At 44.4% G+C, this 13094-nt stretch carries 10 protein-coding genes; 6 read left to right on the top strand and 4 right to left on the bottom strand.

From position 1 onward, the window contains the following. Positions 1–80: 80 nt before the first annotated feature. Positions 81–611: a hypothetical protein gene (locus AC1DU2_RS16050; RefSeq protein WP_477385290.1), complete on the top strand. Its 531-nt coding sequence runs from the start codon at positions 81–83 to the stop codon at positions 609–611. Between the two features lie 16 nt (positions 612–627). On the opposite strand, the gene AC1DU2_RS16045 is transcribed toward AC1DU2_RS16050, so the two are convergent. Both AC1DU2_RS16045 and AC1DU2_RS16040 read right to left on the bottom strand, forming a co-directional pair. After that, positions 628–1095, bottom strand: coding sequence for an SMI1/KNR4 family protein (locus AC1DU2_RS16045; RefSeq protein ID WP_477358764.1), 468 nt, complete (start codon positions 1093–1095; stop codon positions 628–630). A 75-nt stretch (positions 1096–1170) separates the two neighbouring features. After that, positions 1171–2655 carry an aldehyde dehydrogenase (NADP(+)) gene (locus AC1DU2_RS16040; RefSeq protein ID WP_477385289.1) on the bottom strand — a complete coding sequence of 495 codons (1485 nt, stop codon included), beginning with the start codon at positions 2653–2655 and terminating at the stop codon, positions 1171–1173. Positions 2656–3093: 438 nt separating this feature from the next. On the opposite strand from AC1DU2_RS16040, the gene AC1DU2_RS16035 reads away from it, so the two are divergent. The 4 genes from AC1DU2_RS16035 to AC1DU2_RS16020 all read left to right on the top strand — a co-directional run bounded on the left by AC1DU2_RS16035 (position 3094) and on the right by AC1DU2_RS16020 (position 8205). Then, complete coding sequence (locus AC1DU2_RS16035) at positions 3094–3426, top strand: hypothetical protein (RefSeq protein ID WP_477358771.1); 333 nt, start codon at positions 3094–3096, stop codon at positions 3424–3426. A gap of 374 nt (positions 3427–3800) precedes the next feature. Continuing rightward, positions 3801–4142 (top strand): winged helix-turn-helix domain-containing protein, encoded by a 342-nt coding sequence (locus AC1DU2_RS16030; RefSeq protein ID WP_477358774.1) that lies wholly within the window; start codon positions 3801–3803, stop codon positions 4140–4142. 90 nt (positions 4143–4232) lie between these two features. Further along, on the top strand, positions 4233–6821 hold the full coding sequence (locus AC1DU2_RS16025; RefSeq protein WP_477385288.1) for a TonB-dependent receptor: 2589 nt from the start codon (positions 4233–4235) through the stop codon (positions 6819–6821). A 142-nt stretch (positions 6822–6963) separates the two neighbouring features. Further along, positions 6964–8205 carry a YdcF family protein gene (locus AC1DU2_RS16020; protein ID WP_477385287.1) on the top strand — a complete coding sequence of 414 codons (1242 nt, stop codon included), beginning with the start codon at positions 6964–6966 and terminating at the stop codon, positions 8203–8205. 70 nt (positions 8206–8275) lie between these two features. Here the strand turns inward: AC1DU2_RS16020 and AC1DU2_RS16015 are convergent, their stop codons facing one another. Further along, complete coding sequence (locus AC1DU2_RS16015) at positions 8276–9508, bottom strand: DEAD/DEAH box helicase (protein WP_477358784.1); 1233 nt, start codon at positions 9506–9508, stop codon at positions 8276–8278. A 116-nt stretch (positions 9509–9624) separates the two neighbouring features. Then, the gene (locus tag AC1DU2_RS16010; protein WP_477385286.1) at positions 9625–11835 is read right to left on the bottom strand and encodes a hypothetical protein; all 2211 of its coding nucleotides are present in this window, start codon (positions 11833–11835) and stop codon (positions 9625–9627) included. Positions 11836–11977: 142 nt separating this feature from the next. Here AC1DU2_RS16010 and AC1DU2_RS16005 point away from each other — a divergent pair, with 142 nt between their 5' ends. Continuing rightward, positions 11978–13045 carry a glycoside hydrolase family 130 protein gene (locus AC1DU2_RS16005; RefSeq protein ID WP_477385285.1) on the top strand — a complete coding sequence of 356 codons (1068 nt, stop codon included), beginning with the start codon at positions 11978–11980 and terminating at the stop codon, positions 13043–13045. Positions 13046–13094 lie beyond the last annotated feature (49 nt).

The following is a 13094-nucleotide window of genomic DNA, read 5'->3' as shown; positions in this document are numbered from 1 at the left end:
AAGCAGTAACTTGAGTTTTTGCAAGTGGGTTATTAAACCTTTTCGGGCCATAATAGTCAAACCCGGAAACCTGCTGCATCATGAAAAAACTTATCCTCATCCTGTTATCAATAGCTTTTACCGGAAATGTATCTGCCCAGCAGACAGCGATATTCAACACTACCGACCTTGCAGTTTATAATGCCGTAAAATCAAGTAAGGACAGCATGTATAATTTTACTTTTGTTTATCCGGACGGTAAGCTGGGTACCATAATTAAAAACGGTAAAATAGCTACTATAGTAAATCCCGATGGTACAAATACTGTAGTATCGCAAACCGGCAATACGGCTACTGTTGTAAACTCAAACGGAGCACATTCATTGTGGATAGATAACGGGGCAACGGTAACAATTGTCAATCCCAACAGCACGCATTCCATCCTGGTAAAAAACGGCCCGGTCTCAACTATTGTCAACCCCGATGGTACACATTCTTCCATAGTTGATAATGGACAAACCTCGGTTATTGTAAACCCCGATGGATCGCACTCGGTTGTTGTTAAAACCTCCGTTAATACAACTATTATGGTGAACCCTGATGGTTCGCATACGGTGGTAACAACGCCTTGAACGGAAAATAGTTAGATTATCTTTTTAATTGAACTCTCCAATCATACAACCCATCCTTTTCGTATAATCCACCAATTAGGAATCTTCTGAGAAACTCGACAAAAGAATTTGTCAAAACGATGTTGTCGTTGGTGTTGTCTATTGTGGTTATTTTATAGTCATTATTGCTATCCGGGTTTACTATCAACTCCCATGCGTCACAATAAATCATAAACTCGGCTATATACAACTCTTTATAATTGCGTTGTTCCTTATTCCATATTACATCGTTTAGTGGAATGATGCTAAACATATCTTCATCAGATATAAAACCGTCTGTGAATTCATAAAACTGCCGGATGTCGTCAGGTAATTTTATGTTGTAGGCGTTTTCTACAGCTTCTATCTGATTTTTGCTTGCCCCCTTATTGAGGGTTATATCGGTATCATCTAAATTGGTTTTCAGATAATTGATAACATCGGTGATGGAGTTGAAAAGAAGCATGTGCGATGATCCAAAATAATCAAATAATATTAAGCCATAGCGATTTTTTGAATTAATTTCTATGGCTTAATTGAGCTATTTCTTCCACTCATTATCTACCAGCCTCCAAATCCCCAAAGGGTTGGCGTTTTGCAGCGCCAAAGGCAATAAGCCATCCGGGCAGTTTTGGTAGCATACCGGGCGAACCCAGCGTTTTACGGCGTTGGTGCCCACTGCTGTAAAGCGGCTATCCGTAGTGGCCGGGAAAGGCCCTCCATGAACCATACTATGGCAAACTTCAACACCGGTTGGTACGCCGTTGAACAATACACGACCGGCAATTGATGGGAGTAATTGTAATAAGGCTTTATGTCCGGCAAAATCCTCATCGGTACCCATTACGGTGGTGGTTAACTGGCCTGATACCGATTTTAATACTTTAAGCAGTTCCTGCTCGTCTTTGCAGTTTACCATCAGTGAGTATGGTCCAAAAACCTCTTCGTGCAGTAATGGGTTGGCTAAAAAAGTTTCGCCGCTTACCAGGGCAACTGTTGGTAAAGCCTCAATATCGTGTGCTTCGGTAGCCGATTTTTGGATCACCTTAACACCATCCTGTGCTATCGCTTCATGACTCTTTTTTTCATAAGCAGTATGGATACCCGCGTGTAGCATTTTGGCAGGCTTTATAGCTTCAATACTTTTGCCTAAAGCATCCAGGAAACTGTAAAGTCCATCGCCCTCAATAGCAAGCATCAGGCCGGGGTTGGTACAAAACTGGCCCATGCCCAGAGTTATTGAACCGGCATATTGTGCGGCCAGGTCGGCAGCGTTTTTGTTGAGTGTATCAGGCAAAAATACAACCGGGTTTATACTGCCCATTTCGGAAAATACCGGGATAGGCTTTTTGCGTTGCGACGAATATTGCAGCAATGCCAAACCGCCAACAGTTGATCCGGTAAAGCCAACAGCTGCTGTTTCATCGGCCTGCACCAGGGCTTTGCCGCTTTCAAATGAGGTGCCATGTACATGCTGAAAAATATGCTCGGGCATGTTGCTGCTTAAAATTGCTTTTTTTATAGCACTGTACACCATCTCCGAAGTTTCGGCATGGGCCGGGTGTGCTTTTACTACTACGGGACAGCCTGCAGCCAAAGCGCTCGCGGTATCGCCGCCTGCGGTTGAGTAAGCGAACGGGAAGTTACTTGCACCAAAAACAGCTACAGGGCCAAGCGGTATAAGCACTTTACGAGCATCGGGTTTTGGCAATGGCGCCCTGAGCGGGTTAGCGGTATCAATACTGGCTTCAACCCAGCTGCCTTCGCGCAGCATGGTAGCAAACATGCGCAGCTGGCCTGTGGTGCGGGCGCGCTCGCCGGTTAAGCGGGGAATAGGCAGGTTGGTTTCTTCGGATGCTTTTTGCAGTAAGGCATCGCCTAAAGCTTCAATTTCGGCAGCGATAGCCTCTAAAAACAGACTTTTTTGCTCGATGCTGGTTTGCTGGTAAGCTTCAAATGCGGTTTGCGCTTGTTGCATTACCTGGTTTATTTCGTCAACGCTTGCTTCTTTAAAATTATTTGCCATGGCAGATGTGAGTTTGAATGAACAACGGTTTGCACCGCACGTATGTTTAGGCAAATATATTTAAAGCGGTACAAAAGCGGTGGGTGTTTTCTAACAGGTACTAACAGTATTTTGTCGTTTTTTTGAATGATTACAAAGTTGCTTTTCGTAGCCGGCGGTGTTTTCGCGACACGCATTTATTTCATTTGTAATTCGCTGAAAGCATAAGCCCCGGCAGTGGAGATGYGTTTTTTGACCTGTTGGAGGGGATTTGGTATACCCGCCATTTAATTAATATTTAATAAATACGGTTTTGTGGTAAATTATAGGTATCTTTCAGCAATTCCTTCCTTAATATACTACTACAACTTAGGCGTTGCCATTTTCTGATACGGTGATAGTTAAGCTTTAACATAATACCAGCCCCTAAGAGGCTGCAATACCGTAAAAAATAATCATATGACAGTTGCTGCTGAAAGATCTATTGAAACCGAAACCCGCATGTACATGTACGACCTGCTGAACACCGCTAAAGAATTTGGCTTTAAAGCCGAAGATAGCTGGGAATTGAGCATGGTAACCAATACAGACAGGATAAGGATTCAAAAAGATTATTACCCAACCATCGCCGCCAAAGTTGGCCCCGAAATTTTGCTTCAAGTATTTCACACCGTAAAAACGCGTCTTAACCAAACGTTCAACAAAGAGTTGCAAAAAATTGACGAGCGCAACCCGCCTGTTGAGGACCTGAATTACCTGGTGGCCTTTAATCCAAAAAGGCCGAGAACATAAAGCTTGTTCAGTTTGTTGTAGGCCTGTGCCTTTTTCGATTAATAAAATATCTTGATGCGTTCCCGACAAAATGGCGAACGCATTTTTTGTGCTTGATGTTTTAAAAAAAATATCAAATAAAGTTGTAAGGATTTGATGTTGTGTGCGACTAATTAAAAAAAGGCAAATAAAATTTACTTTTTGTGATTTATGTAGTTTTTTCAATCATTTTTGTTGTTATTTTATAATTAATAGTATTGTTAAAATCATATATTTGGCATAAAGGTGTTTTTATTCGTTTTTTTTGATGGAAATGTCAAAAATGTATAAGTAAATAAGTTATTTTTTGTGGAAATTGTTGTTTTCGAATAAAAGTGTCGATATTTTGTGGTTGAATGGATGTGAAATTGAATTTAAACGGGCGCATCTGGTTTGAAACCCCAGATGGAAAATTGCTTGGCCATGGCCGGGTGGAGTTACTGGAACGCATCCAGCAATCGGGATCATTACGGCAGGCGGCTTTACAAATGAAAATGTCGTACAGGCAGGCATGGGATATTATCAATTACATGAACGAGCATTTTGGCTCGCCGGTGGTTATTTCGCACCGGGGTGGTAAAGGTGGCGGCAGCGCACAGGTTACCGAGAAAGGGTTTAAAGCCATTGAGCAGTACAAACTTTTCCAGGCTAAGTTCAAAGAGTTTTTGAAGGAAAATAGTCCGCTTATAGAAGTATAAATTACAGCATATTAAGCCGGTTTGAATAGCCGGTTTATTTTTTGACTATCGTTATATAAATAAAAGCATATCGAATTTTAATTAAATAATATGAATAAATACTACGCCTTATTATCAATGATGTTACTTGCAGTGAGTGCAATATTTGCCCAAAGCAGCAAAAAGGCAAAAGATACTATTGCCAAAAGAAACGATACCACGCAAATCAAAAAGCAGGAGCTTGGAGAAGTAGTAGTATCCGCATCGCGCATCAGCGAAAATATTTTACGGTCGCCGGTAAGTATCGAGAAAATAACCGCCGCCGATTTCAGAAGATCTGCAGCGCCTTCATTTTTTGATGCGCTGGAAAATGTAAAAGGCGTACAGCTGATAACCCCCAGCCTTGGCTTCAGGATCATCAATACCCGTGGTTTTGCCAATACCACCAACGTACGCTTTACGCAACTGGTTGATGGGGTTGATAACCAGGCCCCTCACATTGGTGGCCCAATTGGTGACGCAATGGGTCCAAGCGACCTGGATATCGAAAGCGTAGAGATCATCCCCGGCACGGCATCTGCATTATATGGCTTGAATGCAATTAATGGGCTGGCCAATTTTATCACCAAAGATCCTTTTACCAGCCAGGGCATCAGCATTCAGCAAAAAACAGGTATCAACCATATTGGCGATTCGGAGACATCTGCAAAGCTGTTTTCTGAAACCAGTTTCAGGCTGGCCAAGGCTATCTCTAAAAAGTTCGCTTTTAAAATAAACGGCACTTATACCACCGGGTACGATTGGATTGCCGATAACCGCACCGATTTAAATGCTGCCGCCAACGCAAAATTAGGTATTGCGGGTGGCCCTGATAATCCCGGCTACGATCCGGTGAATGGCTATGGTAATGAATCATCCGACAGGAAAACCGTAACGCTTGGCGGTAAACAATATTCCATTGCCCGTAGCGGTTATGCCGAAAAGGATGTAACCAGCTACAACCTGCATAATGTAAAGGTTGATGTTGGCCTGGCTTATAAGATTAACGATAATACCCGCTTAACCTACACCTACCGCTTTGCCGATCTGGATAATATTTACCAGCGGGCCAACCGTTTCAGGCTGTCGGGTTATGTTTTGCAGCAACACGCGCTTGAACTGAAGAATAATATTTACCAGGTACGGGCCTACTGGACCAGCGAAAACACCGGCAAATCATACAACCTGCGTTCGGCCGGCGAAAATATTGATCGCAACTACAAAGACGATAATACCTGGTATGCCGATTTTACCAAAGGTTTTAATACGGCCACATCTGCGGGCGCTAACGTGCCACAGGCTTTGCAACAGGCACGCCAGCTGGCCGATGCCGGCCGCTACCAGCCCGGAACCGCTGCATTTAAAGCTACGCTTGATAAATTGGCCGATATTAATAACTGGGATGTTGGCGCGGCATTGCGGGTTAAGGATGATATGTGGCATGCGGAAGGGCAGGTGGATATTTCTAACGCTATTTCATCAAACTTTAAAAAACAAACCGGGCTTGAATTGATGGCGGGCTTTGATCATCGTACCTATATCATTCATCCGGATGGTAACTACTTTATTAATTACGTGAAGGGGCAGGAATACAGCAATCTTGATTACAGCAAGACCGGTGGCTTTGTGCAGATAGCCAAATCGCTTTTTGATAATGAGCTGAAGCTGTCGGCTACGCTACGTGCCGATAAAAACGATTACTTTAGCTTGAAACTGAACCCACGTTTTACTGCTGTATTTTCGCCGGTGCCTGAACAAAACTTCAGGGTATCGTTCCAGAGTGGCTATCGTTTCCCAAGTATTTTTGAAGCTTTTAGTAATGTGAACAGTGGCGGCGTAAAACGGGTTGGCGGTTTAAGGGTGGTATCAAACGGCGTGTTTGAAAACTCCTATGTGCGTACCTCTATAGATGCTTTCCAGGCAGCGGTTAAAAACGATTTTAACTCGGGCATGTCAACCAGCGCGGCTATCGAAAAAGAGAAAGGCCTGCTTAAGAAGAACACCTATACCTACCTGCAACCTGAGCACATCAAATCGTTCGAGGCGGGCTATAAGTCGTTGTTTTTTAATGGCGATTTGAGTGTGGATGCCGATTTTTACTACAATCGCTATAACAATTTTATAGGGCAGATTGAACTGAACGTACCGGGGACCACCAAACCCGATTCTATCCCTTACTACCTGAACGATAAAACCAAACAGGCCCGCTACCGGGTGTGGACGAATTCGCAAAGCGTGGTTTACAACATTGGCGGCAGCCTGGGGCTATCTTATCGCCTATGGCAAAAATATATTTTAACCGGCAATGTATCATACGCCAAACTGCAGCGCACCGCTAACGAGGATGCGTTGGAAGATGGTTTTAATACGCCGCAATGGATCACTAATTACTCTTTTGGCGGTAATCATGTTGTTGGCAATTTTGGCTTTAATGCCACCTATAAATGGCAAAGCGGTTTTTACTGGCAATCGTTTTTGGTTAATGGCAATGTAGCATCATACGGTACTATTGATGCCCAGGTTAACTACGATTTTGTAAAAACAGGCCTTAATGTGAAAGTTGGGGCCAGCAACCTTACCAATCAATATTACTATTCGTTTTTAGGCGGCCCGGCCATTGGTGGGTTTTATTACACCACGCTTACGCTGTATATAAAATAGGAGAGAGGGTTAAGCCAACAGAAATGCCTGCATAGTCAAATTGCCTGCATTTTTTATTTGAGTTAAAACAAAGCGTGTATTTTATTGATTAACACTTTGTTTATTTAATTTTAATCCGAAACCTTGTTTCGCTGAATCCTGTATGAAGAAATTTCTGCTAATCCTTTTTATAAGCGTTTACTCGCTGCATGTTAATGCCCAAAATGCCAGCCAGCAATACCGGTTGATTGGGAAAAACTATACCGAGATCAAAAATTATTACCTGCTAAATTTGCTCCAAAACTACGCACCTGCCACTAAGCTTATTGGCAGCGATGCTGCTTTGGTACGCATGGTACAGGCTAAACTTAAAAATATACAGGATTCATTAAAGGACAACAGAGGTTTTCGCAGCATTATACAACCATTGAAATTTTCGGAACAGGAAATAAAAACAGTCGGCGACAGGTTTTCTGCTCTATACAAACCAAATAATGCGTTGGGCCTGCTGGCTAAAGATCATTTAATCCCTTCGGGCTGTTATATTAAATACGATTCGCTGGCGCCGGCCGCAATGCTGGTAAAGGCCTGGGAACAGGATGCCCTGGCCATAAACCACACCATCGAGGTGTATGCCGAAGGTAAAAAACCCAACTTTCCGGATGTGGATTCCATCAACTTTAATGTATACCGCAATACTTACCCCAGGTTAATTGCCGATGGGGCCACAGCTATTATAAAGAAATGTGGCGGAACAAAGCTGTTTTACTTACCATCATTAAATTATGCCCTGCATAGTTTGGATATAAACGGGCGCAACGATGCCGCCAACGACGAACCCCTGGAACAAAAGGCCAACAAAGCAGCTTACAAACGGCTAAAAACCATCAACTGGAAAAAATATCAATATACTTTGATACTGGTGCCCGGCGAGGGACCCGATAAGCCGGGGGTATCCATAAGTAAGGGGAGCATAGAGCGCTGTAAAATTGCCGCATTAAAATTTGCACAGGGCTTAACACCGTTCATCATGGTTTCGGGTGGTAGGGTACACCCTTTTAAAACCAGGTTTGCCGAGGCAGAGGAAATGAAAAAGTTCCTGGTTAATCAATTAAAAATTCCCGAAAACGGCATTTTTATTGAGCCCCAGGCGCGCCATACTACCACCAATCTGCGCAATTGCGCACGCCTGATATTCAGGTATGGGATGCCTTTTAACAAGCCTTTTATCACATCTACCAATAAAATACAGAGCTATTATATTTCGTATATGGATAAGCGCTGCATGGCCGACCTTGGCTATATACCCTATTCCCTTGGCCGGCGATTATCAAATACCGAGCAGGAGTTTTACCCCAATATCGCATCGCTACAAATAAACCCGCTTGAGCCGCTGGATCCATAGGTTTAAGTTCTAAGTCTGAAGTCCGAAGTCGAAAGTTAAGACTTCGAACTTTGGACTTCAGACTTTCGACTTAACCGTTATTCTTAGGCTTTGGTTTGTTTTTGTTAAAACGCCTGTTTGGCCTTTTTGGGTTTCGTTTATCGTCAGACTGGGCTGATTGTGGCGCAGGTTGTATAGAAGCTAATTCATCGGGCAAGCCAACTACGCGGATAGCGCGGTCCATCAGTTGTTCAATGTTTTTAAGCTTACGCTCGTCGCGGTGGTTTACAAAAGTGATGGCGGTACCGGTTGTAGCGGCGCGTGCGGTACGGCCTATGCGGTGGATATAGTCTTCAGGATCGCCCGGAACATCGTAGTTAACCACCAGGTCGATACCCTCAACATCAATACCGCGCGAAAGGGCGTCGGTGCCAATAATAACCGGTAATTGCCTGTTTTTAAATTTTAACAGGATTTCTTCACGCTCTTTCTGTTCAAGATCGGAGTGGAAGGCCATGGCGTTGATTTTGGCTGCTTTTAATTCTTTGTATAGCGATTTTACGATTTCCTTACGGGATGCAAAGATGATAGTGCTTGTATAAGCGGCATCGCGCAGGATCAGTTGCAGTAAAGGCGTTTTTTGCTGATCGTGCATACGGTAGATCTGCTGATCGATACCTACGGCAGGCTGCGATATAGCAATATTAATTTGCTCGGGATCTTTCAAAATAGCCTTGGCCAATGAACGGATGCGCCCTGGCATGGTGGCCGAAAACAGCAGCGTTTGCCTTTCTTTAGGCAGGTAGCTAATGATTTTCATGATATCGTCGCTGAAGCCCATGTCCAACATGCGGTCGGCCTCATCCAGTATCAGGTGGGTTAAGTGGTTAAGCTTTAATACGCCCGATGTAAGGTGTGCAATAAGACGGCCAGGCGTTGCAATAATAATATTTACATTATTCTGGATGCCGCGGCGCTGTTGCTCATAAGCCATACCATCGCCACCGCCAAATATAGCTATGGAGCTAACGCCGGTAAAATAGGCCAGGCCTTCTACCTGTTGGTCTATCTGTTGGGCAAGCTCGCGGGTTGGTGCCAAAATAAGCACGCTGGTTTGGTGTTTGGCCGTACCGGTAATATGATTGAGGGTTGGCAATAAGTAGGCGCCGGTTTTACCGGTACCAGTTTGGGCGCAGGCAATAAGGTCTTTTCCCTGCATAATTGCCGGGATGGCCATTTCCTGTATGGGGGTAGGGGTGGTAAAACCCATACTCTCTATGCCTTCAAATAATTGCTCGTTGAAATTAAAATCCTGAAAAGTCACTATATCTTATAAGTAAATTATGCAAGGTATGAAAATTTAATTGGATATAGGGCTTCATTATAAGTTGAAAGCCATATACACCAAATCAGCGCCTTGCATAATAACCAGGACTATCGCTATTTGCTTTCACACCTAATGGTCACATAACAATTTCCCCTAACCACATATTCCAAATTCCCCTCCTTAGTCTGTTCACCCTTTATAACCTCCTCGTGCTCTTTTTGCTGCATAACCACTTTAAATTTAGGCAGGCTTTTACCATCCTTGCTCAATAGCATCATACGACAGGTTAGTTTTTCGTCGCCTCGTACCCAAAAGCTGAGTGGGCTACCTTTGCGGTATTTAAAGTCGGAAGTTGGGTAATCTACATAGATCATGAAAGATTCGTTGGGCAGTGCGCGGTAATGCCTTGGCACAATACCGAAGGCTACTCCTGCGCCGTACACTTCCTGGCCAACAGTGCCCGATTGTTCCCAGCCGTCATGAATATCCTCAATGGCTATCCAAAGGTTGGGGTCTACTTCTCCCATTTTTACCTCGTCGGATAGTACGTCTTTAGGCAAATTGGGCGGATAGTAATACACCGCGCGTTGAACTATATAGCGGATAAATTCGGCCAATAACAACGATACCGATGGCAGCACGTCCATACCTTCGGCGTAAATAAGGTAGTTGTGCATGGCCGAAAATACTTCCTGCTCCTCGTAAGCTGCTGTGTAAGGCGCATCGTTAAGCGGGAAGATGCCGAAAAATGTGGTGAAGTGTTGGGCATATCCATAATTGCACTCCCATAATTGGAAATTGCGCATCACGTTGGCCAGGCATAAGTAACTTAAATTCAAATAAACCTGTTCGTTGGTGATTTTGTGCAACCATAACATGGCATTGGCCGAGAACGCGGTATTATTGGCCTGGTAAAAAAGCTCAAAACCTTTGCCCTGTAATGTTTTGGCTGCCTTTTTTGCTTCTGATAAATACTTATCATCTTTGGTAAGTTCCCAGGCGTGCAGCATTACGTGGGCATATAAACCTGCCACATCTTTTTCGCCTCCCTTGCCGGGGGCGGTTTCGGCTTTTACAACCTCCAGCGTTTCCATGTTGTAAAACACGGGCCAGTTGTATTTAAAGTGCCGGGCTACTTTTATGGTAAAACCCAATGAACTCAAAAATAGCTTTTCTGATTTTTTATCTCCGCGCAGGGCCATCCTGCCCAAATTCAATAAAGGATGGTGCAGGTACCAGGAGTCCATCACATTAGGTTTCAGCTGTTCTTCCGATCCATCGAGGTCATCGGCCAGGGCGGGCAGCCATCTTACCATGGTACCCAACTTTTCGTCGTAAAAGGCCCCGATGCCGTCCTTAATCATTTTAACTGCGGGCATCTCTTTCTTACTCCAATACTCGTAATCCTGCAATGGCAATAATACAGCAAGCTGTACCATTAACTCGGGCGGGGTGGCATAGTCAGATACGTAGGCATTTAGGTAATCGTGCCCGTTGGCGTGCGACCAGCAGGCATGGCTGGTTTGCAGATCGTTCAATCCCTTGTCCAGTATCTGCGGCCAGTCGTGGTATTGGGTTTCTGGTTTGGGCAAGTGCAGGTAAACTGAAGCCAGCATGTCCATAAACAGACGGGCCGATTGCATTTCGTCCTTAATATTTTCGGAGCTGAACGCCAAAAAAGCATCGGCTATAATAAATGCCTTACCGGCCGGCAATGGTTTATCTTTGGTAAGCGGCAAGGCAAATCCAAGTTCGGGCCACTGACCGCCTACTACACCTGATAACGAAGTTTCTGTCGCCTGGCAATAATCGTTAAGCGCGGTAAGGGTTTGGAGGTACAATAAGGTGCCCGATTTTGGCTTATCCAGGCTGATAAACTGCAGGCCTGTACGGGTGCCCTCCTGGGTGATATGCACCCTGCCTTCTGTATAGCCGTCTTTACCGGTAATCACCATGTCCCTTGGCCAAAAAGGAATAACCAAGGGATCGGCAGGGGTAAGCGTTGTGGTGTACCTGATTAATGGTTTATCCGGTTCCGGGAAATGTAGGTTTACCTCGTAAAGGCCGATGCTGGTTTTTAACTTTACAGTAGCGCCGCCGTCGTTAACGTCAAACCTGGTTGCCTTTAAATGATCCGTAGGTGCGTAAGCGGCCCGGATGACAACCCTGCAACCTTTGGGGCAGGTAACCGTTATCCATAACGCGTTGTTAATGTGATGGATGTTTACCTTGTAGGCCCCGCTTGCGCGTTCGTAAAGTGATGGCAGGTCCTGGTCGTTAAAAATTTCATTTACCGCTGCCGCCCATGGTGATACTACATTCATTTGTAAAAATCAATCGGTTAAACAATTTTTTAATTACCCGCTGAACGCTATAAACAGCGGCTTGAAATGTAAGTACCATAACTATAATAGATTAGGCTTTGTTTGTAATTAAATAAATTATTTATAACGAAAACTTAAATTAATGGCGAATGGTTTATTGCAGATGAAAGATCTGGCAAGACGTTTCCCCGAAAATCCCATATTGCTGCCAAAAGATGTAACGCCCAGCCGGCAGCAACTACAAGTTATCAGCCTGCTTAACCCCGGTGTGTTTACCTATCAAAATAAAACATGGTTACTGGTAAGAGTGGCGGAAAGTATAGCCCAAAAAGAAGGGGTTATATTTTTTCCTATGATAAATGCTACCGGGAATACCGAGATCATAGAAGTACCGCTTAACGACCCCGACCTGGTAGCTGCCGATGCCCGGGTGATAAACTATAAAGGGTTGGATTATCTCACTACGCTATCACACCTGCGTTTGTTATCGAGCGACGACGGTATACATTTTAAAGAAGATGGACAGAGCGCGTCGCTGTTTGGCAGCGGTTACCTGGAGCGCTTCGGGATAGAGGACTGCCGGGTTACCCAGATTGAGGATACTTATTACCTTACCTACACAGCCGTGTCCGACAGCGGCGTTGGCGTTGGTTTACGTACCACTGAAGATTGGCTTACTTTTGAGCACAAAGGCATGATATTGGCACCGCACAATAAAGACTGTGCGTTATTTGAGGAAAAAATCAGCGGAAAATACTATGCCCTGCATCGCCCCAGCAGTAAAGAGATGGGCGGCAATTACATCTGGCTGGCCGAATCGCCGGATGGCTTACATTGGGGAAATCATCAGTGTATTATCAAAACAAGGGCCGGTCTGTGGGATAACACGCGCGTTGGCGCCGGCGCGTCGCCCATAAAAACAGAACAAGGCTGGCTTGAAATTTACCATGGTGCTAATGAGCAGCATCAATATTGCTTAGGCGCATTCCTTATGGATATCAATGAACCCTGGAAAGTGATTGCCCGCACAACAGAACCCATTATGGTCCCAACCGAAGCTTACGAACTAAGCGGCTTTTTTGGATTTGTGGTGTTTACCAACGGGCATGTTGTTAACGGCGATAAGCTAACCATATATTACGGCGCAGCAGATGAGTTTGTATGCGGTGCTCATTTTTCGATCCGGGAAATTCTGGCGGCACTCAATTAAGTACTTATCTGCTAAATGCATTACCCCCTCCCACTCCAAATTAATCCTT

This window comes from Mucilaginibacter sp. P4_C11 (assembly GCF_056402115.1).
Note: the sequence above shows the minus strand (reverse complement) of the source record. Positions and strands in the feature narration are given on the sequence as shown.